The sequence below is a fragment of the Pseudomonas sp. URIL14HWK12:I12 genome, from assembly GCF_003097135.1.
Lineage (GTDB): Bacteria > Pseudomonadota > Gammaproteobacteria > Pseudomonadales > Pseudomonadaceae > Aquipseudomonas.
On record NZ_QEQL01000002.1, the window covers coordinates 651,831 to 678,034 of the forward strand.

Annotated in this window: 26 protein-coding genes and 1 pseudogene; 19 read left to right on the top strand and 8 right to left on the bottom strand. The window is 65.1% G+C overall.

Annotated features, from left to right (window positions below):
* The first annotated feature begins 198 nt into the window (after positions 1-198).
* Together zigA and dksA are read left to right on the top strand one after the other, a co-directional pair.
* Entirely contained in the window at positions 199-1,416 is a 1,218-nt protein-coding gene (gene zigA, locus F474_RS09930) for a zinc metallochaperone GTPase ZigA (RefSeq protein WP_097085312.1), read from the top strand.
* The gene (dksA, locus tag F474_RS09935; RefSeq protein ID WP_097085311.1) at positions 1,409-1,819 is read left to right on the top strand and encodes an RNA polymerase-binding protein DksA; all 411 of its coding nucleotides are present in this window, start codon (positions 1,409-1,411) and stop codon (positions 1,817-1,819) included. Before zigA ends, dksA begins: the two co-directional genes overlap by 8 nt.
* Before the next feature lie 52 nt (positions 1,820-1,871).
* On the opposite strand, the gene F474_RS09940 is transcribed toward dksA, so the two are convergent.
* Positions 1,872-2,837: a DUF3829 domain-containing protein gene (locus F474_RS09940; RefSeq protein WP_165830294.1), complete on the bottom strand. Its 966-nt coding sequence runs from the start codon at positions 2,835-2,837 to the stop codon at positions 1,872-1,874.
* 250 nt (positions 2,838-3,087) lie between these two features.
* On the opposite strand from F474_RS09940, the pseudogene F474_RS09945 reads away from it, so the two are divergent.
* Positions 3,088-4,386 (top strand): annotated as a pseudogene (locus F474_RS09945) (nitrogen regulation protein NR(II)); the annotation flags it as partial.
* A gap of 35 nt (positions 4,387-4,421) precedes the next feature.
* Here the strand turns inward: F474_RS09945 and F474_RS09950 are convergent.
* Positions 4,422-5,348: a Gfo/Idh/MocA family protein gene (locus F474_RS09950; protein WP_097085308.1), complete on the bottom strand. Its 927-nt coding sequence runs from the start codon at positions 5,346-5,348 to the stop codon at positions 4,422-4,424.
* 199 nt (positions 5,349-5,547) lie between these two features.
* On the opposite strand from F474_RS09950, the gene F474_RS09955 reads away from it, so the two are divergent.
* Positions 5,548-6,162: a cell wall hydrolase gene (locus tag F474_RS09955; protein WP_097085307.1), complete on the top strand. Its 615-nt coding sequence runs from the start codon at positions 5,548-5,550 to the stop codon at positions 6,160-6,162.
* A 4-nt stretch (positions 6,163-6,166) separates the two neighbouring features.
* On the opposite strand, the gene F474_RS09960 is transcribed toward F474_RS09955, so the two are convergent.
* Entirely contained in the window at positions 6,167-7,741 is a 1,575-nt protein-coding gene (locus F474_RS09960) for a rhodanese-related sulfurtransferase (RefSeq protein ID WP_097085306.1), read from the bottom strand.
* Entirely contained in the window at positions 7,738-8,343 is a 606-nt protein-coding gene (locus tag F474_RS09965) for a cysteine dioxygenase (protein WP_097085305.1), read from the bottom strand. Before F474_RS09965 ends, F474_RS09960 begins: the two co-directional genes overlap by 4 nt.
* 227 nt (positions 8,344-8,570) lie before the next feature.
* Here F474_RS09965 and F474_RS09970 point away from each other — a divergent pair, with 227 nt between their 5' ends.
* The 5 genes from F474_RS09970 to F474_RS09990 all read left to right on the top strand — a co-directional run bounded on the left by F474_RS09970 (position 8,571) and on the right by F474_RS09990 (position 12,872).
* Entirely contained in the window at positions 8,571-9,659 is a 1,089-nt protein-coding gene (locus F474_RS09970) for an LLM class flavin-dependent oxidoreductase (protein WP_097085304.1), read from the top strand.
* Positions 9,656-10,612, top strand: coding sequence for an ABC transporter substrate-binding protein (locus tag F474_RS09975; protein WP_097085303.1), 957 nt, complete (start codon positions 9,656-9,658; stop codon positions 10,610-10,612). The genes F474_RS09970 and F474_RS09975 overlap by 4 nt, the downstream gene beginning before the upstream one ends.
* Before the next feature lie 81 nt (positions 10,613-10,693).
* On the top strand, positions 10,694-11,620 hold the full coding sequence (locus F474_RS09980; protein WP_097085302.1) for an aliphatic sulfonate ABC transporter substrate-binding protein: 927 nt from the start codon (positions 10,694-10,696) through the stop codon (positions 11,618-11,620).
* Between the two features lie 85 nt (positions 11,621-11,705).
* Entirely contained in the window at positions 11,706-12,416 is a 711-nt protein-coding gene (locus tag F474_RS09985) for a YafY family protein (protein ID WP_097085301.1), read from the top strand.
* Between the two features lie 84 nt (positions 12,417-12,500).
* On the top strand, positions 12,501-12,872 hold the full coding sequence (locus F474_RS09990) for a VOC family protein (RefSeq protein ID WP_097085300.1): 372 nt from the start codon (positions 12,501-12,503) through the stop codon (positions 12,870-12,872).
* Here F474_RS09990 and F474_RS09995 read toward each other — a convergent pair.
* The 3 genes from F474_RS09995 to F474_RS10005 are packed head-to-tail and all read right to left on the bottom strand — an operon-like array spanning position 12,869 to position 16,030.
* Complete coding sequence (locus tag F474_RS09995; protein ID WP_097085299.1) at positions 12,869-14,047, bottom strand: VWA domain-containing protein; 1,179 nt, start codon at positions 14,045-14,047, stop codon at positions 12,869-12,871. The two genes, F474_RS09990 and F474_RS09995, sit on opposite strands and share 4 nt — an antisense overlap.
* A gap of 13 nt (positions 14,048-14,060) precedes the next feature.
* Positions 14,061-14,906 (bottom strand): MoxR family ATPase, encoded by an 846-nt coding sequence (locus tag F474_RS10000; RefSeq protein WP_097085298.1) that lies wholly within the window; start codon positions 14,904-14,906, stop codon positions 14,061-14,063.
* Positions 14,907-14,953: 47 nt separating this feature from the next.
* A complete protein-coding gene (locus F474_RS10005) occupies positions 14,954-16,030 on the bottom strand; it encodes a DUF748 domain-containing protein (protein WP_097085297.1) in 1,077 nt (358 codons plus the stop codon).
* 125 nt (positions 16,031-16,155) lie between these two features.
* On the opposite strand from F474_RS10005, the gene cysK reads away from it, so the two are divergent.
* A complete protein-coding gene (gene cysK / locus F474_RS10010) occupies positions 16,156-17,127 on the top strand; it encodes a cysteine synthase A (RefSeq protein WP_097085296.1) in 972 nt (323 codons plus the stop codon).
* Positions 17,128-17,235: 108 nt separating this feature from the next.
* Positions 17,236-18,174: an aspartyl/asparaginyl beta-hydroxylase domain-containing protein gene (locus F474_RS10015; RefSeq protein ID WP_097085295.1), complete on the top strand. Its 939-nt coding sequence runs from the start codon at positions 17,236-17,238 to the stop codon at positions 18,172-18,174.
* Positions 18,175-18,285: 111 nt separating this feature from the next.
* On the opposite strand, the gene argC is transcribed toward F474_RS10015, so the two are convergent.
* The gene (gene argC / locus F474_RS10020) at positions 18,286-19,227 is read right to left on the bottom strand and encodes an N-acetyl-gamma-glutamyl-phosphate reductase (RefSeq protein WP_097085294.1); all 942 of its coding nucleotides are present in this window, start codon (positions 19,225-19,227) and stop codon (positions 18,286-18,288) included.
* 150 nt (positions 19,228-19,377) lie between these two features.
* On the opposite strand from argC, the gene F474_RS10025 reads away from it, so the two are divergent.
* From F474_RS10025 to F474_RS10060, 8 genes are all read left to right on the top strand, one after another.
* Positions 19,378-19,692 (top strand): hypothetical protein, encoded by a 315-nt coding sequence (locus F474_RS10025; RefSeq protein WP_097085293.1) that lies wholly within the window; start codon positions 19,378-19,380, stop codon positions 19,690-19,692.
* A gap of 71 nt (positions 19,693-19,763) precedes the next feature.
* Positions 19,764-19,976 carry a hypothetical protein gene (locus F474_RS10030; RefSeq protein ID WP_097085292.1) on the top strand — a complete coding sequence of 71 codons (213 nt, stop codon included), beginning with the start codon at positions 19,764-19,766 and terminating at the stop codon, positions 19,974-19,976.
* A gap of 201 nt (positions 19,977-20,177) precedes the next feature.
* Positions 20,178-21,416 carry an AGE family epimerase/isomerase gene (locus tag F474_RS10035; RefSeq protein WP_097085291.1) on the top strand — a complete coding sequence of 413 codons (1,239 nt, stop codon included), beginning with the start codon at positions 20,178-20,180 and terminating at the stop codon, positions 21,414-21,416.
* A gap of 45 nt (positions 21,417-21,461) precedes the next feature.
* Positions 21,462-21,998 carry a superoxide dismutase family protein gene (gene sodC, locus F474_RS10040; RefSeq protein WP_097085290.1) on the top strand — a complete coding sequence of 179 codons (537 nt, stop codon included), beginning with the start codon at positions 21,462-21,464 and terminating at the stop codon, positions 21,996-21,998.
* Positions 21,999-22,114: 116 nt separating this feature from the next.
* Positions 22,115-23,323 (top strand): PLP-dependent aminotransferase family protein, encoded by a 1,209-nt coding sequence (locus tag F474_RS10045; RefSeq protein ID WP_097085289.1) that lies wholly within the window; start codon positions 22,115-22,117, stop codon positions 23,321-23,323.
* Positions 23,324-23,449: 126 nt separating this feature from the next.
* Positions 23,450-24,049, top strand: a complete 600-nt coding sequence (locus F474_RS10050; RefSeq protein WP_097085288.1) for an outer membrane beta-barrel protein — start codon at positions 23,450-23,452, stop codon at positions 24,047-24,049.
* Positions 24,050-24,112: 63 nt separating this feature from the next.
* Positions 24,113-24,790, top strand: a complete 678-nt coding sequence (locus F474_RS10055; RefSeq protein WP_097085287.1) for a response regulator — start codon at positions 24,113-24,115, stop codon at positions 24,788-24,790.
* Positions 24,787-26,127, top strand: coding sequence for an ATP-binding protein (locus tag F474_RS10060; protein WP_097085286.1), 1,341 nt, complete (start codon positions 24,787-24,789; stop codon positions 26,125-26,127). The genes F474_RS10055 and F474_RS10060 overlap by 4 nt, the downstream gene beginning before the upstream one ends.
* Positions 26,128-26,204: the final 77 nt, after the last annotated feature.

The window sequence follows — 26,204 nt, forward strand, 5'->3', positions numbered from 1 at the left end:
CCGGTCGCCGCGCCCGCTCACACCTTGGCTGATCAATGGTGCCCAGTGATCAGCCAGTGCCTTTCGATGAACTCGAAGGTGAGCAGAAAACGAGCCGGTACTGCCTCGGTCGCGCAGCCTCGGCCACCTTGCCAGTGATCATATTGTTATAATATAACATTAAAAAGCTTGATCTCACTGCCCGTCGGAGTCGCACCCATGAACCCTGCTAGCGCAGCTCGCGCTTTACCCGTCACCGTGCTTTCAGGCTTTCTGGGCGCCGGCAAGACCACGTTGCTCAACCATATCCTCAACAACCGCGAAGGCCGCCGGGTGGCGGTGATCGTTAACGACATGTCCGAGGTCAACATCGACGCCTCGCTGGTCCGCGACGGCGGCGCACAGTTATCGCGCACCGATGAAAAGCTCGTGGAAATGAGCAACGGCTGCATTTGCTGCACCCTGCGCGAAGACCTGCTGTTGGAAGTCGAGCGCTTGGCCCGTGCCGGGCGCTTCGATCAATTGGTGATCGAGTCCACCGGCATCTCCGAGCCGCTGCCGGTGGCCGAAACCTTCACCTTCACCGGCGAAGACGGCAGCAGCCTGTCCGACCATGCGCGGCTCGACACGCTGGTGACCGTGGTCGATGGCTTCAATTTTCTCAATGACTATGTCTCGCGCGACAGCATCCAGGCGCGCGGCCAGTCCATGGGCGAGCAAGATACTCGCACCGTGGTCGACCTGTTGGTGGACCAGGTGGAGTTCTGCGACGTGATCGTACTGAACAAGCTTGACCTGATCGATGCAGCGCAGCGCGACCAACTGGTCGGGATTCTTCGTGGCCTCAACCCGCGCGCGCGCATTGTCCAGGCGCAGTTTGGGCAAGTGCCGCTGGAGCACGTACTGGGCACGGGGCTGTTCGATTTCGAGCAGGCTGCCAGTGCCCCCGGTTGGCTGGCCGAGCTGCGCGGTGAGCATGTACCTGAAACCGAGGCGTACGGCATCAGCAGTTTCGTCTACCGGGCGCGGCGGCCCTTTCACCCCAAGCGCTTTCACCAGGTGGTAGGCCGGGAGTGGAGCGGGGTGATCCGCTCCAAGGGTTACTTCTGGCTCGCGAGCACACCGGCGTTCGCCTGGAACTGGTCACAAGCTGGCGCCGTCGCCCGGCACGGCCGTGCCGGCTACTGGTGGGCGGCGGTGCCCAAGGAGCGCTGGCCCGAGGAGGCCGAGACGCGGGCGGCCATCGACAGGAACTGGCACGAAGGCACGGGCGATGCGCGCCAGGAGCTGGTGCTGATCGGCATCGGCATGGACCCGCAACACCTGACCGCCATGCTTGACGGCTGCCTGCTCACCGACGCGGAGATGGCGCTCAAGCCCAATGGCTGGATGCGCTTCGAAGATCCCTTCGCCGCCAGCGGAGCCGGCAATGACTGAACAGGAACTGCTCGCCCAGCCTGCCGATGCCTACATGGATGGCGTTCAGCAGCAGTTTTTCCGCGACCTGCTGATGGCCCAGCGCGGGGAGCTGCAGGCGCGCATCGACGGCGAGCTTGAAGGCCTGCGCGACTATCAGCCGCAGGCTGATCCTTCGGATGTGGGCAGTGTCGAGGAGCAGCGCCGTTGGCAATTGCGCATGCTCGAACGGGAAAAGAAGCTGCTGGACAAGATCGACGACGCCCTCGAGCGCCTGGCCCGCGGCGAATACGGCTGGTGCCGGGAGACGGGCGAGCCGATTGGCCTGCGCCGCCTGCTCATTCGCCCCACCGCGACCTTGAGCATAGAGGCCAAGGAGCGCCAGGAGCAGCGCGAGATGCACCAGCGCCACGTGCGCGAATGAGCCCGCGCGCCCGCTGCGCTCAAGGCTGCAGCGGGCGCTGAAAGGCCAGGGCTCAGAAGCGGCAGTCGTCGCGGTTCAGGGCATTGATCAGGTTGGCGTAGTCTTGCTGGAAGCCTTCGGCATCACGCTTTTGCGTGCTGAAGTAGGCACCGGCCGGGCTGGCGTTCTTGTAGTCGCCACGGCGCGCATGCTGGATCGACGAGCGTGCGTCGCCGATGAACTGGTTCATCGGTGAAAGCGCCGAGTCGCAGCCCTGAGGCTGCTTGGCACGCACTTTGGCATCCCACTTCTGCACCATGTCGGCGGCCGCATTGATGTCCTGCTCGAAGGCCTTTGCCGACGCTTCGCTGCCCTGCGCGTTGAAGAAGTCGCGGCCGCTGCGCATGGCCTTCTTGGCGGTCAGCACGATGCCGGCGCGGTAATACTCGGCGGTGTCCTTTTCAGCATTGTCGAAGGCAGCCTGGGTGTTGATCTCGTCACGTTTGCGCAACCCGTCGTAGAACTGCTCCTGGGCGGCGATCACCGCGTGCATCGCATCGATGAAGGCTGGCTGCATTTCGCGTGCCTTCTGGCCGCCGTCGGCCAGGTAACCCTTGGAGTCGGCGTAGGGGCCCAGTTGCGCCTGGATCGGCTGCAGGTCGCTCAGGGCCTTGACCATGGCCTTGGCTGGCGCATCCAGCTCAGGCATGTCGTAAGGGATCGCCATGGCCTTGTTCAGCAGGGTGAGTTGCCGCGAGATGGCGGTGTCGCTGACGCTGTAGTAGTCATCCAGAGGCTTGCCCGACGCCAGTTGAGCGGGGATGTATTTTTCGTAGGTCTGCAGTACATCGGAGAAAGCCGGGCCGGTGTTCGCCGCGTCGACGTAGGCATTGTATTTCTCGATTTCGGTCTGCTGCTGGCGCGTCTGCTGCTGCTGTTTCTCGCCGGCAGGTTTGGCAGTGTTGTCGCCATTGCCGCAACCGCTCAGCAGCAGCCCCGTGCACACCAGAGTGGCGGCCAGCGTACGTCTCAGATCCACGGTAGTTCTCCTTCTAGGCAGTAGCCCCATAAACGCGGGGCGGGCCAGTATAGGGCTGGCCAGCGCGCGTCCCTGTTGCGCCGGTCGACGCGCACAACAATCAGGGCAACTGGCACAAGTGACACCTGCGCATCGTCTAAATGACGCCTGCTTTAGCCTTATCGACGGAACCTAACCCCGTGCCAAGCTTTCTTAAGCTCGACCTGCCCCTGCATCGTGCGGGGGATGATGACGTAGCCTTGCCACTGCCATGGATCTTCTCTCCAGCCATCTCGACCCCAAAAAGCGGCTGAGCCCTGCGTACTTTCTGCAGAACGGCGGCGCAGTCGGCCAACTGCTGCAAGGGCTCGACCCGGCTCGAACGCCCCTGGGGCCGCTGACGGCCTGGTCTCCTGGGTTGAAAACGCTGCTGGCCACCGCTTTGCCTGCTCAGGCGCAGATCGTGATCTTCTGGGGGCCAGAGTTCGTGGCGCTCTACAACGATGCCTATGCCCCGACCATCGGCGCCAAGCACCCTCATGCGCTGGGCCGCCCGGCGATCGAGTATTGGGCCGAGCTCTGGGACGACCTGCATCCATTGCTGCAGGGGGTGTACGAGACCGGAGAGACCTTCACCGCCAAAGACCGGCCGTTCTACATCGAGCGCCACGGTGCGGGTGAAACGGTGTGGTTCGACGTGTCCTATTCGGCTGTACGCGAGCCCGATGGCAGCGTGGGCGGCGTGCTGTGCATCGTCACCGAAACGACCCAGCGGGTGCTGTCGGAAATCCGCATGCGTGAGCTCAACGAAAGCCTGGAAGCGCGCATCGCCGCCGCCCTGGCCGAGCGCGAGGCGACATTGGCGCAGTTGCACGAGGCACGCAAGATGGAGGTCGTCGGCCAGCTCACCGGTGGGTTGGCCCATGACTTCAACAACCTGCTGACGCCCATCATGACGTCACTGGAGTTGATCGGCCGGCGCAGCCCGGATGAACGTAGCGCGCACTTGGTGAGCTGCGCCTTGCAAGCGGCTGAACGGGCGCGGGTGTTGGTGGGGCGATTGCTCAGCTTTGCGCGGCGGCAGACCTTGCAACCCCGGGCGGTGATGTTGCAGAAGCTGGTGGCGGATATTCATGAGCTTATCCGGCGCTCGCTGGGTACGCGCATGGACGTGCACGTCGATATCGACCCGAGCCTGCCTGCGGTGTGGATCGACCCGCAGCAATTGGAGCTGGCGATTCTGAACCTTGCGGTCAATGCCCGAGATGCAATGCAAGGCGAGGGCTGCCTGCGCATTACCGGCAGCCTGGCCCAGGTGGAAGACGGTGAGGTCAGTGGCCTGGCGGCAGGCACCTACGCACGCTTGAAGGTCATCGACAGCGGCAGTGGCATGAGCCAGGCGGTGTTGGAGCACTGCCTGGACCCATTCTTCACCACCAAAGGGGTCGGCAAGGGCACCGGCCTCGGCCTGCCGATGGTACAAGGGTTGGCGCTGCAATCGGGTGGCGGCCTGAGCATCGCCACCGAAGAAGGGCAGGGCACGCGCATCAGCCTGTGGCTGCCGTTAAGCGACCGCGTGCTGTGAGCGGGTGCCCAGGCCGTTGATCACCACGCGAACTCGGGCCCCTGCCTAGCTTGGCCTGCGAGAAACGCGTCGGCCACGATCCGTAGCGGCTCCACATCCATGTCGCGCTGGCGCTGCTCAATCAACCGCGCGAAATGCCTGTACACCAAGGTGTACTCACCTTCGTCGGCAAGCCGCTGGCGCACCCCGTCCACCTGTGCCACTGCGCCGCCGTTGTCCAGGCGCAGCGTGCCTTCAACGCAGCGCAACTCGATGCTCCAGAGCTCATCGTCGCCCTGATGATCGAAATCGAATTCGGCGGCAACCGCCACATTGCCGGCACGCAGGCGCAGGGTGGCGGAAATGGGCGCCTGCCGATCGGCGGGGACCACCCGTTCAGCGTGCTCCAGCAACATCGGTGCCGGCAGCAGCGCAGTGACGATCGACAAGGCATTGATGCCCGGGTCGAATACCCCCAGCCCACCGGGCTGCCAGATCCAGTCCTGGCCGGGGTGCCATTTGCGCACCTGCTCTTTCCACTGGATGTGCACCTGCTCAAGCCGCATGCCCGCCAGCCAATCACGGGCCAGCGCCACGCCGGGGGCGAAGCGCGAGTGCCAGGCAAACAGCCCGGCCAGGCCGCTGCGTTCGGCACTGGCCGCCAGGGCCATGGCCTCGCCGAGGCTGGCGCAGGGCGGTTTCTCGACCAGCACGTGTTTTCCGGCCGCGACGGCTTGTTGCACCAGCCCATAGCGGCCCTGGGGTGGAGTGCAGAACGCGATGGCGTCCACCGCCGGGCCTGTTTCCAGCAGCTCTGCAAGGGAGCCGAAGGTAGGGAGTTCAGGGTGTCCCTGGCCGTGGGTGGCGATGGCCACCAGCTCGAAGGCGGGGTTGCCGGCGATGGCGGGCAGATGCTGGTCTTGCGCGATCTTGCCGTAGCCGGCAAGCCCGAGGCGGATGGGGGGCATGTGAGGGGACGCTCCTTGGGGGCCGTTGTTGTGCCTTGACCATAGCGCCGGGCAAGGGTTTTGCCCAGCCGGCATGGGAATGTTTCCATGGCGCGGCGGTCAATTGCGTACCGCACAAGTCCCCCGACCCAACGAGCCTAGGACCAGGCTGGCCGACACGGCGCGAACAGGATCAAAAAACCCGGTAGAAGGTTCGATCATGCGCAAATCCATCATGCTGCTTGCCCTGTTATCGTGTATCACAGCCCCCCTGACCTGGGCGCAAACGCCCGCTGCGGTCGCCACTGAGAAAGCCGAGAAACTCGAACAGCAAGCGGTCGAGAACCCACAAGCCAGCCCGGCACCGGCGGCACAAGCCATCACACCGAAAGAGGCCCAAGCCGTAGACCCAACCGGCGCCGCCCCCATGGACGATGCGCTCACCTGCATGGCCCGTTCGATCTATTGGGAGGCCAAGGGCGGCAGTGCCCAGGACATGGCCGATGTGGCCAATGTGGTGATGAACCGCCTCGGCCAGCCAGACTTCCCCGACTCGGTGTGCGGTGTGGTCAAGCAAGGCTCGGAACGCAAGGGCTGCCAATTTTCCTGGTGGTGCGATGGCCGACCCGACCAGGCAAAAGAAGACGACCGCTATACCTTGGCAAAGGACATCGCCCGCAAGGCCCTCAACCGCCAGTTGCCCGACCGGACCCACGGTGCGCAGTTCTTTCATGACCACAGCGTGGCGCCGGCGGTGTTCGCCAAGATGGTGCGCACCGCCCGAACCGACAGCTTCGTGTTCTACCGCCCGCGCGATGAGCAGGCCGGCCAGTGACCGGTCAGATCACGTTGAAGCCGTGGGTGCCGTCGCGGCCCAATTGCGCGACCAGCCCGAACTCCCAATCCAGGTACGCCTGCATCGCCTGGCGCGGTGCGTCGGTGCCTTCGTAGGGGCGGCGGTAGCGGTCGATGCGCGGGGCCGCAAGGTGCGCGTCGCCGGTTTCCAGGCCCAACCCGGCAGCGGCCCAGGCGGCGTTGCCGCCGTCCAGCACGAACACCGGCTTGCCGGTCATCGCCTCTACCTCGTTCACCGCATAGCCAGCCAGCAGGCTGGTGCCGCAGGTGAGCACATAGCGCTGCGCAGCTGGCAGCCTATTGAGGGCGTGGGCCAATTGGCTGCGCAGCACCCAGGCCGCGCCCGGTACATGGCCTTTGATGTGGTTGGCACTGGCGGTGAAGTCCAGCACCTGGGTGCCGCCTTCGGCTAGCCAGTTGCGCAGCGTCTCAGGCGCAATCCGCTCCGAAGCGGGGGCGGCCGGGCGCGGTGCGCTCCAGGGGCCGGTTTCGCTGAACGCCCCTGGCTCATCCAGCACGGCCACCTCCCAGCCCATTTGCGCCAGCCATGAGGCACTCATGTTGGCTCGCACGCCCTCGTCGTCTACCAGAACGATGCGCGCACCCCGCACACTGGCCACGTGATCGGTTTCCTGCACCAGTTGGCCGCCAGGCACCCCTCTTGCACCGGGCAGGTGGCCGGCTTCGTACTCGTGTGGCGTGCGCACGTCGAACAGGTAGGTGGTTCGGCCCGCTTCGGCCTGCCATCGCCGCAGCACCTCGGGATTGGCACGCGCCACCCCGGCGCGGTCCGCCACGGCCCGGGCCTTCGCCGAGGCCACCGCGCGAGTGGTTTCGGTCACGGGCCCGAAATGCCGGGCCTGGCCGTGCTCCAGGGTTTGCCCGGCCAGGGTCCAGCCGATGGTCCCGTTGCGCAGCGCCGACACCGGGTTAGGAATGCCAGCGTTCACCAGCGATTGGGTGCCGATGATGCTGCGAGTGCGCCCGGCACAGTTGACGATCACCCGGGTGGCAGGGTCCGGCGCCAGTTCCCCGACCCGCAGCACCAGCTCCGCGCCCGGCACGCTCACGCCCTGGGGAATGCTCATGGTCTGGTATTCGTCGAAGCGGCGCGCGTCGAGCACCACCACATCGGCCTGGCTGTCGAGCAGCGCCTTCACCTGTTCGGCGCCGAGGGACGGGGTATGGCGCTCGGCTTCTACCAGTTCGCCGAAAGCTTTGCTCGGCACGTTCACGTCGATGAACAACTCACCGCCGGCGCCACGCCAGCCGGCCAGGCCACCTTCGAGCACAGCGACGTCGGTGTAGCCCCACCCCTTCAACCGCTCAGCCGCTTGCTCGGCCAACCCCTCGCCGTCGTCGTAGACGGTGACCTGGGTATCGCGCCGCGGAACGCGGGCGAACACCTCCAGCTCCAGCTTGGACAGCGGCACGTTGGCGGCGAACAGGGGGTGGCCTTGGGCGTAGGGGTCTTCTTCGCGCACATCGAGCAGGGCCAGCTCGTGCCTGGCCAGCAATGCACTGCGGATTTCGTTGTAGCTGCGGGTAGGGTGGTTCATGCGAGAGGCTCTCTGGACAGGTCCCAGATATTGGGCAAGTGGGTGTTCGAATAGCCTGAGATGAAAGGCTTCTCCTGGCCTTCTGGGCCATACACGGCGCGTGTGACAGCGCCGATGTTGGCGCCGTAAACATGGATGCTGATCGAGGTGCGGTCGTTGAAGGCATTGCTGACCTGGTGGATGTCGCCTAGCTGCGGCGATACCGCTTCGACATCACCGGGCTGCAGCCGCACCGGCGCACCCTGAGGTCGCAGCCGGCCCGCGGGGTCGAAGGCAAAGCCCTGGGAATCTTCGGCGCCGCGCAGCATCCCGATCAGGCCCCATACCCGGTGGTCGTGCACCGGGGTGCGCTGGCCGGGGCCCCACACGAAACTGACCACTGAAAAGCGCTGGCGCGCATCGGCATGCAGCAGGAACTGCTGGTAGCGCTCGGGGTGGGGCTGGGCGAAATCATCGGGCAGCCAGTCGTCCTGGCGAACCAATTCGGCGAGCAACGGGCGGGCTTGGCTCAACAGAGAAGCCTCGGTAGCAGGAGTGTCGATCAGGCTTGCCAATTCGCCGATGAACTGGCGTAGGCGAGCGAAGTTAGGCTGGGCGGGCAAGGGCAGGGCTCCGGTAGGGTCTGCACTCACGGTAGCAAAGGGCTGGGTTATTCGGTAAATGCAAATTAGTCATAAGCTAATATGCGCAATTCAGATTATCTAGCGCCAAATAAAATGCGTTTTACGCATATTAAGATATGCCAAAAATGAATTTCCATAGTGATGGGGTTCGCGTTAGCTTCTAAAAAATCGCCGCGAAAGGCGTTTCGATTCTAACGGAGCCTCCCATGAGCATTCAGTTTCTCGGCATGATCGGCCATCGCCTCAGCTCGGAAATCCTCCCACCGAGCGGCCCGATCTTCGACAAGGCCTACATCACCCGCTTTGCCCAGGCCCATGAGCAGGCAGGGTTCGACCGCGTGTTGGTGGGCTACTGGTCCGACCAGCCCGACGGCTTTCTGGTGGCCGCCACAGCCGGCCTTGCCACCGACAGGCTCACATTTCTCCTGGCGCACCGCCCCGGCTTCGTGGCCCCTACCGTGGCGGCACGCAAGCTGGCCACGCTTGAGCACCTGCTGGATGGGCGCCTGGCGGTGCATATCATCAGCGGCGGCAACGATGCCGACCAGCGCAAGGACGGCGACACCCTCGGCCACGACGAACGCTACGCCCGCACCGATGAATTCATCGACCTGCTCAAACTGAGCTGGGCTGCTGAGGCGCCGTTCGACTATCACGGCAAGCACTACCAAGTAGAGCAGGGGTTTTCCTCGATCAAACCGCTACAGCGCCCACACCTGCCGATCTACTTCGGTGGGGCTTCCGACGCCGCGTTGAGCGTGGCTGGCAAGCAAGCCGACGTGTTCATGCTCTGGGGCGAACCTTTGGCGCAGGCTGCCCAGGCCCTCGAAGCGGTGCGTGCGCAGGCACGCCGCCATCAGCGTGAAGTGGAGTTCAGCGTGTCGTTTCGGCCCATCATCGCGGCCACCGAAGCGCAGGCCTGGGCCAAGGCCGAAGCGATCCTGGCCAAAGCCAGCGACCGCCAGGGCCAGGCAGCCTACCCTAAGGCCAAGCCTCAAAGCGTCGGCGCGCAGCGCTTGCTGCACGCCGTGGCCCAAGGCGACCGGCTCGACAGTTGCCTGTGGACGGGCATCGCGCGGCTGGTGGGGGGCGGTCACAATTCCACGGCGTTGGTGGGCACGCCGGAGCAGGTGTCTGACGCCTTGCTGGCCTATTACGACCTGGGTGTGCGCAATATCCTGATCCGCGGCTTCGACCCGCTCAACGACGCGATCGAGTATGGGCGCGAACTGATCCCGCTCACCCGGGCGAAGGTGGCCGCCCGCGAGCAGGCGCGCACGGCGGTGGCGGTATGACCGGGCTTAGGCTGCGCCGGTGGTGGGCAGCGCTGGCGCTGCTGGGCCTGGTGGCTGGGCAGGCGTTGGCTGCCGAGCGCGTGACGCTGCGCTTGGCCGACCAGAAGGGCGGCATGCGTTCGCAGCTGGAGGCCGCCGGTGCGCTGGATGGCCTGGGCTACGACATTCAGTGGTTTGAATTTCCTGCCGCCGCCCCCCTGGGGGAAGCGCTCAATGCAGGCGCCGTTGACGCCGGCATCATCGGCGATGCACCGCTGCTGTTCGTGCTCGCCGCCGGCGCCCGGGTCAAGGCCATCGCTGTCGACAAGTCCGACCCGTGGGGCACGGCAGTGCTCGTGCCACAAGGCTCCCCACTTCAAAGTGCTGCCGATCTCAAGGGCAAGCGCATCGCCACTGGACGAGGCTCGATCGGCCACTACATTGCGCTGAAGGCGCTCGCCTCGGTGGGGCTGAACGACAAAGACGTGCAGTTCCGCTTCCTCGGCCCGGTCGACGCCAAGGTCGCCTTGGCGAACGGCTCAGTGGACGCCTGGGCAACCTGGGAGCCCTATACCACCCTGGCCGAGCAGGTCGACAAGGCTCGCGTACTGGTCAACGGCCGTGGCCTTTCGGCGGGCAACACGTTTTTGGCGGCCACCGACGACGCTCTGGCCGACCCTGCTCGGCGTGCGGCCCTGCAGGACTACCTGCAACGCCTGGCGCGCTCCCAGGTGTGGGCCTACGAGCACCTGGGCGAGTATTCGCAGGTGTTGGCCAAGCTCATCGGCTTCCCTGAGCCAGTGGCCCGGCTGCAATTCGAGCGGCGCAAACTGCAGTGGCAGGGCCTGGACGAAGCCACCGCCCGCGACCAGCAAAGCACGGCTGACTTCTATCACAGCAGTGGCTTGATACCCCAGAAGCTTGACGTGGCGCCGACCTTCGACAACTCGTTCACGCTGCAGGCTGCCCCCTAGGCCACTCCCTCCCGAACTGTGGGAGGGGCGGCTTGCCACGCGACACTCTGCAATCATCCCAACGCCTCCAGGAACGCCCCAATGCGCCGAACCCTGCTAGCAACCCTGGCTCTACTGTCTCTCACCACCCAAGCCGATACCCTGCGCATTGGCTACCAGAAATCTTCCACTTTGTTCACCGTGCTCAAGGCCCAAGGCACCCTCGACCGAGCGTTGGCCAAGCAGGGCATTGAACTGAGCTGGCATGAATTCTCCAGTGGCCTGCCGCTGCTTGAATCGCTGAACGTCGACAACATCGACCTCACGGCGGACGTGGCCGATACGGTGCCTGTGTTTGCGCAGGCGGCCGGTGCGCACATCACCTATTTCGCCCGTGAAACGCCGTCTCCGACCGCCCAGGCGATCTTGGTGCCGCACAACTCTGCGCTTCGAACCTTGGCGGACCTCAAAGGCAAGCGCGTTGCGCTGACCAGGGCCGCTGGCAGCCATTACCTGCTCATCGCTGCGTTGCAGAAGGCCGGTTTGGGTTTTCACGACATTCAGCCGGCTTACCTGACCCCTGCCGATGGCCGCGCCGCCTTCGAAAATGGCAATGTGGACGCCTGGGTCACCTGGGACCCCTACGTGGCCAGTGCCGAGCGCCAGCAGCGCGCACGGGTGCTGGCCGACGGTGAGGGCCTGGCGAGCTACCAACGGTACTACCTGGTTTCCAGCGCCTACGCCAAGGCGCATCCGCAGGCGCTTCAGGCAGTGTTCGATGCCTTGCAGCACACCGGGAAATGGATCAAGGCGCACCCCGCCGACGCCGCCGAAGTCCTCGGCCCGCTCTGGGGCAGCATCGATGCCGATACCGTGCAGCAGGCCAATGCCCGCCGCACCTATGACGTGCAGCCCGTGGCGCTCACTGATCTGGGAGAACAGCAGAAGATCGCCGACGCATTCTTCAAGGAAGGCGTGCTACCCAAGGCGGTCGATACCCAGGCGGTGGGTGTGTGGGCGCGCAAGTGAGCGGCTAAGTGTCCAGGTCGCGCCGCTTGCCGCGCGGCGGATGTGGCACAATCTTCCGCCCCCAAACTTACCCAAAGCCCCCAGCATGTCTCGCGCCGAACGCCTGCTCGAACTCCTTCAATGCCTGCGCCGCCACCGTTACCCGGTCAGCGGCCAGGCCCTGGCCGAGGAGCTCAACGTGAGCCTGCGCTCGCTGTACCGCGACATCGCCAGCCTGCGCGCACAGGGCGCGCAGATCGACGGTGCGGCAGGCCTGGGCTACGTGTTGCGCCCCGGCTTCGAGTTACCACCGCTGATGTTCAGCAGCGGCGAGCTCGAAGCCCTGATGCTGGGCATGCGCTGGGTAACCCGCAGCACCGACCCTGGCCACGCCAGTGACGCCCGCAACGCCCTTGCGCGGATCCGCGCTGTACTGCCGCCTGGCCTGCGCCATGAGCTGGACAGCTGCACCCTGCTGATCGGTCCGCCCACAGGGGGCGAACGCCAAGGCAGCGAGCACCTGCCGGTGCTGCGCGAGGCCATCCGGACCCAGCGCAAGGTGCTGGTCACCTACCAGGACGAGGCCGGCAATCAAACTCAGCGCCTGCTCTGGCCTTTCGCGCTGGGCTACATGGAGCAAGCACGCCTGCTGGTGGCCTGGTGCGAGCTGCGCCAGGCCACGCGGCACTTTCGGGCCGACCGGCTGTTGGCAGTCGCGCTGCAGGCAAGCAGCTACCCCACCGCTCGGCGGCAGTTGTTGAATCAGTGGGCGCGCGAGCAGGGCATCGAGCTCGAATCGGCTGCTGCCGAAAACTGACACTGGCACCGTGCAAGCTACCTGAACTGGCCGGCCACCACGGCGCGAGAGGCGCGCCGGGGCCGCCTGGTTCAAGGAGCCTGTATGAACCTGCCCAACCTCAATGTGTTCTACGTCGAAGATATCCCGCGCAGCACCACGCTCTACCGCAGCATTCTGGATATGGAGCCTGTGGAGGCTTCACCCGGTTTCGTCCTGTTCATCCTGCCCAGCGGCCTCAAGATCGGCCTGTGGCATCGCCCGGCCGCCAGCCCGGCGGGGCAGGGCAGCGGCGGCAGCGAGTTGGGCTTTACGGTCGAAGACCGCGCGGCGGTGCTGAAGGTGCACCAACAATGGCAGGCGCTGGGCCTGCGCATCGTGCAGCCTCCCAGCGAGGTCGATTTCGGCTATACCGTGTGCGCGTTTGACCCGGATGGGCACTGCTTGCGGGCGTATTGCGTGGAAGACGACGCCTAACGCCCCAAGCAGCGGATTCCATCCTCCAGCCCCGCCAGCGTCATGGGGAACATCCGCTCCTGGATGAGCTCCCGCACCAGCGCGTTGGAAGTGCTGTACTGCCAGGCGTCGACCGGATAGGGGTTCAGCCAGATCAGCTTGCCGAAGTGCGCGGCCAGCCGATGGAGCCACACCGCGCCGGGTTCTTCGTTCCAGTGTTCGACGCTGCCGCCGGCCTGGGTGATCTCGTAAGGGGCCATGGCCGCGTCGCCGACGAACACGACTTTGTAGTCCGAGCCGTAGGTGTGCAGCAGGTCGAAGGTGCTGATGCGTTCGCTGTGGCGGCGCAGGTTGTGCTTCCACAGGGTTTCGTAGGGGCAGTTGTGGAAGTAGAAATGCTCGAAGTGCTTGAACTCGCTGCGGCAGGCTGAAAACAGTTCCTCGCACACCCGCACGTGGGCATCCATCGAGCCGCCGATGTCGAGCAGCAACAGCAGCTTGATGGTGTTGCGCCGTTCCGGGCGCAGTTGGATGTTCAGCAAGCCGCCGTCGCGCGCGGTGCTTTCGATGGTGCCGCTCAGGTCCAGCTCTTCGGCCGCGCCCTGGCGGGCGAACCTGCGCAGGCGGCGCAGCGCCAGCTTGATGTTGCGCGTGCCCAGCTCGACCTGGTCGTCCAGGTCGCGGTACTGGCGCTGGTCCCATACTTTCACTGCCTTGCCCTGGCGCTCGCCGGCATCGCCTACCCGGATGCCTTCGGGGTGATAGCCACCTGAGCCGAAGGGGCTGGTGCCGCCGGTGCCGATCCATTTGTTGCCGCCGGCGTGGCGGCCCTTCTGTTCTTCCAGCCGCTGGCGGAAGGCTTCGATCAATTTGTCGAGCCCACCCAGGCCCTGCAACTGCGCGCGCTCTTCGGCTGTAAGTGAGCGCTCGAAGGTCTTGCGCAGCCAGTCATCGGGGATCGCGCCCTCCAAAGCCTCGGCTACCGCCTGCAAGCCGCTGAAGTAGGCACTGAAGGTGCGGTCGAAGGTGTCGAAATGGCGCTCGTCCTTGACCAGCAAGGTGCGTGCGAGGAAATAGAACGCGTCCATGTCCATCTCGGCCAGGTTGCGCTCCAGCGCGCCGTGCAGGTCGAGCCATTCGCGGATCGACACGGGAACACCGCTGCCTCGCAGGGCGCTGAAAAAATCGAGCAGCATGCCAGTGCCCCCGTTAGCGCCCGGCGCGCCGGCTCATGAACGCCAGGCGCTCGAGCAACTGCACGTCCTGTTCGTTTTTAACCAAAGCCCCGGCCAACGGCGGAATAGCCTTGGTCGGGTTGCGCTCGCGCAGCACGCTGTCGCCGATGTCGTCGGCCATCAGCAGCTTGAGCCAGTCGACCAGCTCCGAGGTGGAGGGCTTTTTCTTCAGGCCGGGCACCTTGCGCAGGTCGAAGAACACTTCCAGCGCCTCGTTGACCAGCGATTGCCGAATACCGGGGTAGTGCACGTCGACGATGCGCTGCAGGGTCGCGCGGTCAGGGAAGGTGATGTAGTGGAAGAAACAGCGGCGCAGGAACGCGTCGGGCAATTCCTTTTCGTTGTTGGAGGTGATGATGATGATTGGCCGGTGCCGCGCGCGGATGGTCTCGTCGGTCTCATAGACGTAGAACTCCATGCGGTCCAGTTCCTGGAGCAGGTCATTGGGAAATTCGATGTCGGCCTTGTCGATTTCATCGATCAGCAGCACCACGCGCTCGTCGGCCTCGAACGCTTCCCAGAGCTTGCCCTTCTTGAGGTAGTTGCGCACCTCATGCACGCGGTCCACGCCCAATTGCGAATCCCGCAGGCGGCTGACGGCATCGTACTCATACAGCCCCTGCTGGGCCTTGGTGGTGGATTTCACGTGCCAGGTGATCAGCCGGCAGCCCAACGACTCGGCCAGCTCTTCGGCCAGCAGCGTCTTGCCGGTGCCTGGCTCGCCCTTGACCAGCAGCGGGCGCTGCAGAGTTATCGCCGCGTTCACCGCAAGCTTCAGGTCGTCGCTGGCCACATAGCGGTCGGTGCCTTCGAATTTCATGGGGCTGCCTCGTGCACAAAAGAACCGATCATAGCGCCGCCTGCCGCTCAAGGCGAAGGCGGTGATTTTTCGTAGCGGGCGTTGAACGCCTGGATGAAACCGTTGCGCAGAATCTCTAGAAAGGCCTGGAAAGCGCCGACATTCTGCTGGTGTACGTTGCCCGACAGCGGCACGCGGGTGGCGAACTGATTTCGCTGCTGGTTCTTGAGCACGGTTTCCGAGGCGCCCACCAGGGCCTCCCAGATCGAGCGGAACACGCTCTTGTTCTGGTCTTCAACATCCTGCTGCCAATTGAATACGTCCACGTCGCGCAACAACGGTTTGATGTAGCCCTGTACCTGGCCCTTCTTGGCCTCGGCCTCGATCACCAGATCGCCACTGCCCGCGTTGAAGTCGAATTTGCCATAGGCCCCGGCAAAGTCATTGAGCCGGCGCAGTTCGATGCCTGTGACGCGCAGGCGAAACTCGAAATCCTCGAAATTGTTCAGCGGGTCGAAGGTGGCCCGGGTGTCCATCGGTGCCTCGCCGAACAGCTTCGCCTTGCCTTCGAAGCGGGCATCGCGCGCGCCCTCCGGGTTTTCGATATTGGTCAGGTTGTACAGGCTGGCGTTGACCTGCTCCGCCTTCAGATCAACCGGCGGTTTGGAGTTGAAGTTACGGAAGGTCACCGTGCCGTCATTGACCCGAACCTCGTTGAGCGTAAAAGGCGCGATCTTCTCCAGTTGCTGCCGCCAATCGGTGCCCGAGCCGGTCTGGCTTGCCTGCTTGTTGCCCTTGCCGCCGTCGACGAAGTTCAGCTCCGGTTTCTCGAAGGTCACTTCAGCTACCACGGCATGCTGGTGCCACAACGCGCCCCAACTGACCGAGAGGTCGATACCGGGCGCATTGAGCAGCGGCACCGGCACCCGGCCGTCGCGCTTGACGATGTTCAGGCCCTCGATGCGGTAGGCGCCGCGCCACAGTGCGAGCTCCACACGCTCAACGTGGCCTGAATATTCGCCCATGTCGGCAAGCTTTCGGTTGAGGTAATCACGCACCAGCGACGGTAGGGCCAAGTGCAGCACCAGAAGCAGGGCGGCCAGGCCCAGTACGATCCACAGCGGCCAGCGGTAGCGGCGTTTCATCGGGCATTTCTCGGGGGGGTGGATCAATGGACTGCGTGGGCAGTCAGACGTTCTGATCACTGGACGCCCGCGCCAGCCCGGGCTTAACCTTCTGCCCTGAACCGCTCACGCACAAGGACCCCTCCATGAGCCGCATCCACGCCGACAACGCCCACTCCATCGGCAACACGCCGCTGGTGCAGATCAACCGTATCGCCCCACGCGGGGTCACGATCCTGGCCAAGATCGAAGGGCGCAACCCCGGCTATTCGGTCAAGTGCCGCATTGGCGCGAACATGATCTGGGACGCCGAAAGCCGCGGCAAACTCAAGCCGGGCATGACCATCGTCGAGCCCACTTCCGGCAACACCGGCATTGGCCTGGCGTTCGTAGCGGCCGCGCGTGGCTACAAACTGCTGTTGACCATGCCGGCGTCCATGAGCCTGGAGCGGCGCAAGGTGCTCAAGGCGCTGGGCGCCGAGCTGGTGCTCACCGAGCCCGCCAAGGGCATGAAGGGTGCGATCGAAAAGGCTCAGGAGCTGGCCGCCGACAGCGAGCAGTACTTCATGCCGTCGCAGTTCGACAACCCGGCCAACCCGGCCATCCATGAGAAAACCACTGGCCCTGAAATCTGGCGCGACACCGATGGCGCTGTGGACGTGCTGGTGGCCGGGGTGGGCACTGGTGGCACCATCACCGGTGTTTCGCGCTACATCAAGCACACCGAGGGCAAGGCCATCCTCTCAGTGGCGGTGGAGCCGACCGGCTCGCCCGTGATCAGCCAGGCGATGGCCGGCGAAGAAATCAAGCCGGCCCCCCACAAGATCCAGGGCATCGGTGCCGGGTTCGTGCCGGGTAACCTCGACCTGTCGCTGGTCGACCGCGTCGAACAGGTTACCGATGAAGACGCCAAGGCCATGGCGCTGCGCCTGATGCGCGAGGAAGGCATCCTGTGCGGGATTTCCTGTGGCGCGGCGATGGTGGCCGCAGTACGCCTGGCGCAGAAGCCGGAGATGCAGGGCAAGACCATTGTGGTAATCCTGCCGGACTCCGGCGAGCGCTACCTTTCCAGCATGCTGTTCAGCGACCTGTTCACCGAGCAGGAACTGCAAGCCTGAAGCGCAGGTGAAAACACTGACATCGGGCAACAGTAACGGGGGTTGACGGGGTGCCAAGGGGCGGTTTCAGGTTTATGATGCCGCCCTGCCTATCCCAAGGAGCCCCGCATGACCCTTTCGTTCGCCGCCAAGGTCCTGGTGCTGGCGCTGTTTATCGTGCCCACCCTGTACGTGCACCTGCGCGGCAAGGCGCGGTTGCCGGTTTTGCGCCAGTTCGTCAACCATTCGGCGCTGTTCGCACCTTATAACAGCCTGATGTATCTGTTCTCCGGGGTGCCCTCCAAGCCATACCTGGACCGCTCGCGCTTTCCCGAGCTCGATGTGCTCAAGCACAACTGGCAAGACATCCGCGAGGAAGCCATGCGCTTGTTCGACGAGGGGTACATCCGCGCCGCGGAAAAAAACAACGACGCAGGCTTTGGCTCGTTCTTCAAGAAAGGCTGGAAGCGCTTTTACCTCAAATGGTACGACAAGGCGCTGCCGTCGGCCGAAGCGCTGTGCCCGCGCACCGTAGAGCTGGTGAACTCGATCCCCAACGTCAAGGGCGCAATGTTCGCGCTGTTGCCCGGTGGTAGCCACCTCAACCCGCATCGCGACCCCTTCGCAGGCTCACTGCGCTATCACCTGGGCCTGGCCACGCCCAACTCCGACGCCTGCCGCATCTACGTAGACGGCCAGCCGTACGCTTGGCGGGACGGCGATGACGTGATGTTCGACGAAACCTACGTGCACTGGGTCAAGAACGAAACCGAGCACACCCGCGTGATCCTGTTTTGCGACGTGGAGCGGCCGCTGTCGAGCCCGCTGATGAGCCGGATCAACCGCAGCGTCAGCGCTTTTCTCGGCCGCGCCACGGCGCCGCAGAACCTCGATGATGAGCGGGTCGGCGGCATCAACCAGGCTTATGCCTGGAGCAAGCGTTTCAGCGACGGCTTCAGTGGCAAGGTCAAGCAGTTCAAGCGCAAGCACCCCAAGGGTTATCGCATCGCCCGGCCGGTGCTGGCCATAGCGGTAGCGGCATTGCTCGGCTACTGGCTGTTTGGCTGAAGGTTGAGCAGGGCCATTAGCGGCAAGCTTCAGGCTGCAACTTCAAAAGCAGATGTGTGTATTGGGGCACATCTGCTTTTTTATTGGAGTGTGAAGCTCGCCGCTTGAAATTCAGAGGCCTTCTGCCTCAGCCGCCCCGAGGTGCACGTTCATGCACTGCACGGCGGCCCCGGCAGCGCCCTTGCCCAGGTTGTCGAGGCGGCAGGCGAGGGTGATGCGCTCTTCATTGCCGAACACGAAAAGGTCGGCACGGTTGGTGTCGTTGCAGCCCTGCACGTCGAAGAAACCGCCGTCAAGGTTGGTAGCGTCGTCGGCCCACGGCATTACGCGGATGAACTGCTCACCGGCATAGTGCTTGGCCAGTGCCGCTTGCAACGCCTGCGGGGTCGCACCGTTGGCAAGCTGCGAGCGGTGCAGGGGGATGCTCACCGCCAGGCCCTTGAGGAAATTGCCCACGATCGGGCTGAAGACTGGCACGTTCTCCAGGCCCGCCTGCACACGCATTTCCGGCAAGTGCTTGTGCTGCTGGCCAAGGGCATAGGGGCGCGGGCTGTGCAGGGCTGCGCCACCGGCCTGGTAGTCGGCGATCATCTGCTTGCCGCCGCCACTGTAGCCGGTGATGGAAGTGGCGCTGAGCAACGCACTGGCCGGCAGCAGGCCGGCGTCTACCAGCGGGCGCACCAGCAGGATGAACGCGGTGGCGTGGCAGCCGGGGTTGGCGATGCGCTTGCTGGCGCGCAATTTCTCACGCTGGCCGGGGGCGAGCTCGGGCAGGCCGTAGACCCAGGCTGGGTCAGTGCGAAAGGCCGTACTGGCGTCGATCACGCAGGTGTCGGGGTTTTCCAGCAGGCTCACCGCCTCGCGCGAGGCCGCGTCGGGCAGGCAGAGAAAGGCCAGGTCGGCCGCGTTGAGCAGGCGGCCGCGTTCGACAGGGTCTTTGCGCTTGGCGTCGTCGATGCGCAGCAGCTCGATGTCGTCACGTTTGCTCAGGTAATCGAGCAGGCGTAGGCCGGTGGTGCCTTCCTGGCCATCGACGTAAATCTTGTGAGTCATCTTCGAGCCCCTAAGTGTCGCGCAACGCGCTGTCGAAAAAAGTGGGGTAGAAGTGTAACGCCTGCGCGGGCTTGTGAGAAACGGCGTGTGAACAGGCATGAGGCAGGGGTGGTCCGATCCTGTACAGCCACTGTTTACTGGAGCGCAGCGATGGACGTCATCCTCGAAGAACCCGAACTCTCAGGCGCCGACCTGCGTGGCGCGCTGGAGCTGTGGGTCACTAGCCCCGGCGGCCCCCACGCGCCTATCGATGGTGCCGGGCAGTTCTGCCTATGGCGGGGCAGGCCGGTGGTCAGCCACGACATGCTCAGCGAAGGCACCCATGAGCAGAACGTGCGCCGCCTGTGGGTGCGCCTGGCGCAGCCGGGCGACAAAGGCGCTATTGAGCGCGCCGAGCAGCAGGTGCGCGAGCGCGTGGCCGCTCAGGGGCTGGAAGGCGAATTTTACCCCACCGACAGCCGCTGATCGGCCCGGGAGAACGCAGCGACGGCGCGCAGTGCCAGACCCATTGCACCCTTACAGACAGGAGAGAGCCCATGGCCCAACATCCCGAACAGCCGCATTCTCGCAACGACCTGCCGGGCGATGCCCCGGATGAACGCACCCCGGCTCACGACCCGGAGTCGCCTGACCTTCAAGACCCGCAGACCGACCCTGAAGGCCCCGCCGAGGTGCCCGAAGGCAAGCCCGACCCCGAGGCTGACCGTCGCGCGCCCGGCAGTGAATACCCACCCTACAACAAACCCTGAGCAGCAGCGGCACCGCGTTTCTCAGCGCGAGGCCGGCTCACCCTGGCGCTGCCCTTCAGCGGGTAATGCCGCGCAGCCAGCCGCCTGTGCGCTGAACGCAGCTGTCACGTCGCCCAGCGTTGCAGCCCCTAAAACGTTTCAGTTGGCGGCGGCCCGCCTACCGGCTAAGGTGCGGCCATCACAACAACAAGGAAACGCCCCATGCCCTTGGCCCACCTCCAGCACCTGCCTGCTCGCAGCTGGCTGCTCAAGCCCGCCCACCACCGTTGGCTCGAAGAAGAAGGCAACCGTTTGCTTGGCTTTGCCCGCGCTGCGCGCATGCCTGGCGGCTTCGGTTCGCTCGATGAGCACGGCAGGCTCGCGGCCGATGCCGTGCCCGACACGACCTTCACGGCGCGCATGACCCACTGCTTCGCCCTGGCGCACCTGCAAGGTTTGCCCGGCTTCGGCGAGCTGGTCGACCACGGCGTCGCCGCGCTGGCCGGCGCGTTGCGCGATTCGCAGCATGGCGGCTGGTTCACCAGCGCCCGGTGCGAGGGGGGCGGATACGCCAAGCAATGCTATGTGCACGCTTTCGTATGCCTGGCGGCCAGCTCCGCAGCGGTGGCTGAACGCCTTGACGCCGCTGAGCTGCTCAGTGCGGCGGCGCAGGTATTTGAAACGCATTTCTGGTCGGGTGATGAGCAAGCCTTGCGCGAAGCGTTCAGCCAGGACTGGAGCGAGCAGGAACCCTACCGCGGTGCCAACAGCAATATGCACGGTGTCGAAGCCTGCCTGGCGTTGGCCGGGGCACTCAATGACCCGCGCTGGCTCGACCGGGCCCTGGCCATCGCCCAACGCCTGGTGCACGGCCATGCCGCGCAGGGTGTGATCGAGCATTTCGACCTTAACTGGCAGCCGCTGCCCGACTATAACCGCGACCAGCCGGAGCACCCGTTTCGCCCTTACGGCCTGACCCCGGGCCACGCTTTCGAATGGGCACGCCTGCTGCTGGAGCTTGAAGGTGCGCGCCAACGCCGGGGCATGAGCGCACCGGCCTGGCTGGCCGATGACGCCGCAGCGCTGTTCGACCACGCGTTGAGCTGCGGCTGGGCGGTCGATGGGCTCCCGGGGATTGTGTACACCGTCAGCAGCAGCGGCCTCCCGGTGGTGCGCGAGCGCCTGCACTGGGTGATGGCCGAGGCCTGCGCTGCGTCGGCCAGCCTTTTGCAGCGCAGCGGCAAGCCCGAGTATGAGCGCTGGTACCGCACGTTCTGGGACTTCATCGACCAGCACCTGATCGACCGCCAACACGGCAGCTGGCGCCACGAGCTCTCACCGGCCAACGAACCGGCCGGGCGCCTGTGGCCGGGCAAACCCGACCTCTACCATGCCTACCAGGCCACGCTGATCCCGCGCCTGCCCTTGGGCTGGACGTTGGCGCAGTGGTGTTGCCGCTGATGGGCTAAGCTGCCAAGGCCCCTCTCTGGAACAAGGCTGAACACGATGAAAAGCTGGATTGCCCTTTCGCTGGTCCTGGCGGCAAGCGGCGCGGCACAGGCCGCGACCGCCGCCGACACATTGAAGGTTGAACTCAAGCAAGCCACCGCCCAAGGCGAAGGTAAAAGCATCGGCAGCGTTACGCTCTCCGAAAGCCCTTACGGGGTGGTCTTCACCCCCGCCCTGGAGGGCGTCGCGCCAGGCGTGCACGGTTTCCATGTACATGCCAACGGCAGCTGCGCGCCGACCGAGGCTGACGGCAAGCCAGTGCCAGCCGGCGCTGCCGGCGGCCACTGGGACCCGGCCAACACTGGCAAGCACAGCTTCCCATGGGACGATGCGGGCCACCGCGGCGACCTGCCACCGTTGATCTTCACCGCCGATGGCAAGGCTGATCAGCCGGTGCTCGCGCCGAAGATCAAGCACTTGGCCGACCTCAAAGGCCATGCCTTGATGGTTCACGTCGGCGGCGACAACCACGCCGACCACCCGGCACCGCTAGGCGGTGGCGGCGCTCGTTTCGCTTGCGGCGTGATTGAGTAACCTGCCACTCGACGTCATGCCGCGCAGGCATGACGTCGGGAGTAATGCTCGCTTGTGGCACATCGCAGCCGGCTCGGATACTGCCTGCTCTTCGAGCTACCGACGAGCCCGCCCTCATGGCCGAATTACCCGCCTACCGCTTCGCCCCTGCCTTCGAGGCGCCGAGCGGCTCCGCCATCCGTGAACTGTTCAAGTACCTCTCGCAACCCGGCATGATTTCCTTCGCTGGCGGCTATCCGCCACCGGCCCTGTTCGATCGGGAGGGCCTTGCAGAAGCAAGCGAACGTGCACTGCGCCAGGCGCCGGTAGACTGCCTCCAATACGCTGCCACCGAAGGCCTGCCCGCGCTGCGCGAGCAGCTGCAGGCGCTGATGCAACGGCGTGGCGCCGAGGTGGCGCTGGACGAACTCATGGTGACCACTGGCTCCCAACAGGGCCTGGACCTGCTGATCAAGGTGCTGCTCAGCCCTGGCGACCAGGTGCTGGTGGAGCGCCCCACCTACCCGGCTACCCTGCAGGCGCTGCGCCTTGCAGGCGTGCAAGCGGTGGGCGTGCCCACCGATGGCGAAGGCCTTGCCACCGACGCCCTGGGTGATCAACTGGCCGGCCAGCCGCGCGGGCGTTTTCGCTTTCTCTATTGCGTACCGAATTTTGCCAACCCCACCGGTGCCTGCCTGCCCCTGGCGCGGCGCCTGGCACTGCTTTCTCTGGCGGCCGAGCACGACTTTCTGATCATCGAAGACGACCCCTACGGCGCGCTGCGCTTCGCCGGCGAGCCGGTGCCGTCGTTGCTGGCGTTGCAACACCGGGTGCCCGGTGCAGCGGGGCGGGTAGTGCACCTGTCGAGCCTGTCCAAGATCGTCGCGCCCGGGCTGCGCGTTGGGTGGATGGTGGCGCCCTTGCCCGTGCGCCAGCGCTGCACCATTGCCAAACAGACCGTCGACCTGTGCACCTCGCCTTGGGCGCAGCGTATCGCCGCCGAGTACTTGGCCGCCGGCAGCCTTGAGCGGCACCTGCCGCAGCTGGTGGCCGGCTACCAGGCCAAGGCCGAGCGCATGCTGGCGGGGCTGGCCGGGTTGGGCGGGCAGTTCGAAATGACGGCCCCGCAGGGCGGTATGTTCGTCTGGGGGCGCTGCACCGGTGGCGTGCAGGCCAGTGCGCTGTTCAGCCAGGCGGTGGCGCACAACGTGATTTTCGTGCCGGGCCAGGCGTTCTTCGGTGACGAGCCAGACCCGCAGGCGTTGCGCCTGTCGTTCGCTGCCCCCGATCTTGCTGCCATCGACGAGGGGCTGGCGCGTCTGCGGCGGGCTTTCGAGGCGCTGTGAGGGCTGTTGCGGTGTGATCGGCGGGCGGTTCAGCGCAGGTTCAGGGAGGGTTCAGGGGGCGTTCAGGGCCAGGCTCATAACCTGAGCCCATCCCCACCACGGGCACTGCCCGATAAGGAGCGCCACATGAAAGCCCTGCAAAGCCTGCTGATCGCCACTGCTTTTTTCGGTGCGTCAACCCTGGCCCATGCCGACACCCGCAACTTCGCCGGCGTCACCTACGGCCAGACCAGCGACCAACTGGACAAGTCCAACGCGCTGGACGCCAGCCTCGGCAACCCTGACACCAATGGCGTGATCAAGCACGAAAACACTTGGGGCCTGCGCGCAGGCCAGCAAAACGAGCAAGGCCGTTACTACGCAACCTACGAGTACAACGCCGGTGACCATCAGGGCCTGAAGTTGCGCCAGCAAAACCTGCTCGGCAGCTATGACGTCTTCTACCCGGTGGCCAGTGGCACCAAGCTGTTTGGCGGTGGCACCCTGGGTGTCACGGAACTGACGCAGAAGTCAGCCGGTTTCGACCACGACAGCGGGGTTGGCTATGCGGTCGGCGCGCAGGCCGGTATCCTCCAGCAGGTGTCTCAGAATGTGTCGCTAGAGGCGGGCTACCGCTACCTGCGCACCAACGCCAAGGTCGACTTCGACCAGGACGGTGACAAGCTAGGTTCGGCCCGCATGAACAGCTCTGCCCAGCCTTACCTTTCGGCCAACTACCAGTTCTGAACCACGCCCGCCGCCCACCGGCACCGCCTGCCCGGTGGGTGGCCGTTCGTACAAGGGGAATGCATGAAGATTCTGGTGGTTGAAGACGAAGCCTTGCTGCGCCATCACCTGCGTACGCGCCTGGCCGAAAGCGGCCACGTGGTGGAAGCGGTGGCCAACGCCGAAGAGGCGCTGTACCAGGCTGAGCAGTTCAACCACGACCTTGCGGTGATTGACCTGGGCTTGCCCGGCATGGGCGGGCTGGACCTGATCCGCCAGTTGCGTTCGACGGGCAAGAGCTTCCCGATCCTGATCCTGACCGCCCGTGGCAACTGGCAAGACAAGGTCGAAGGCCTGGCTGCCGGCGCCGATGACTACGTGGTCAAACCCTTTCAATACGAGGAGCTCGAAGCGCGCTTGCACGCGCTGCTGCGCCGCTCCAGTGGCTTCACCCAGGCCAGCATCACAGCAGGCCCGCTGCAACTGGATTTGGGGCGCAAGCAGGCCAGCCTCAACGAGCAGCCGCTGGGCCTGACCGCATTCGAATACCGGATTCTCGAATACCTGATGCGCCACCACCAACAGGTAGTGGCCAAGGAGCGGCTGATGGAGCAGCTCTACCCCGGCGATGAAGAGCGCGACCCTAACGTGATCGAGGTGCTGGTGGGGCGTATCCGACGCAAGCTGGAAGCCGAGCCAGGCTTTCGCCCCATCGACACCGTGCGTGGCCTGGGCTACCTGTTCACCGAGCGCTGCCGATGATGCGCTCGCTGCGCCTGCGCTTGATGCTGGCCGCAGCGCTGCTGGCGGTGCTGTTCATGGTGGGCCTGTTGCCAGCGCTGCAAAGTGCGGTGAGCCTGGCCTTGCGCGAGGCGATCGAGCAGCGCCTGGCCTCGGACGTGACTACCCTGATTTCCTCGGCGCGGGTCGAAGGCGGCCAGTTACGCATGCCGGCCTTGCTGCCTGATGAGCGCTTCAACCTGCCGGACGGGCGCCTGCTGGGCTACATCTATGACCGTCATGGCAAGCTGGTCTGGCGGTCACGCGCCGCCACCGAGCAGCATGTGGAGTACACGCCCCGCTACGATGGGCAGGGCAACGTGTTCTCGCGCGCCTACGGCGACGATGGCCGCGAGTACTGGATCTACGACGTCGAAGTGCAGCTGCTCGGTGGGCAAAGCGCCGCCTACAGCTTCGTGGCGCTGCAATCGGTGGACGATTACCAGAACACCCTGCGCAACCTGCGCGAACACTTCTACCTGGGCTTTGGCGCAGCGCTGCTGGCGCTGTTGCTGCTGCTCTGGGGCGGCCTTACCTGGGCCTTGCGATCACTCAGGCGCATGAGCGTTGAGCTCGATGACGTGGAGGCCGGGCGCCGCGAAGGGCTGTCGGACGACCACCCACGTGAGTTGTTGCGCCTGACCCGTTCGCTCAACCGCTTGCTGCGCAGCGAGCGCGAGCAGCGCGGGCGCTACCGCGATTCGCTGGGTGACCTGGCGCACAGCCTGAAGACGCCACTGGCCGTCTTGCAGGGGGTGAGCGAGAACCTCGCCCAGCATGAGCTGGACCAGGCGCTGATCCTGCAACAGCAGATCGAGCGCATGAGCCAGCAGATCGGCTACCAATTGCAGCGCGCCAGCCTGCGCAAGAGCGGCCTGGTGCAACACCGCGCGATACTGCAGCCGCTCCTGGAAAGCCTCTGCGCGACGCTGGCCAAGGTCTACCGCGACAAGCCGGTGGCTGTCAGCACGGCGCTGGCCGAACCAGGCTGGGTGCCCATGGAGGAGGGCGCCTTGCTGGAGTTGCTGGGCAACCTTCTGGAAAACGCCTATCGCCTGTGCGTCAGCCAGGTGCGGGTGAGCCTGCACGATGAAGCCGGCTGGCGTGTACTGAGCGTGGAAGACGATGGCCCAGGTGTACCGGCCACCCAGCGTGAGCGGATTCTGCGCAGAGGTGAGCGCCTCGACACCCAGCACCCTGGCCAAGGCATTGGCCTGGCGGTGGTCAAGGACATCATCGACAGCTACGACGCCCAGCTGGTGCTGGACGACTCGCCCTTGGGTGGTGCGGCGTTTCACATTCGCCTGCGCTTGGCATAGGCCCGGCAGGTGGCGAAAATCCGCCACGCAGAACCACTCCCTAGGCCTGCTTGGCGGAATTTCGCCATTTCTGCTCG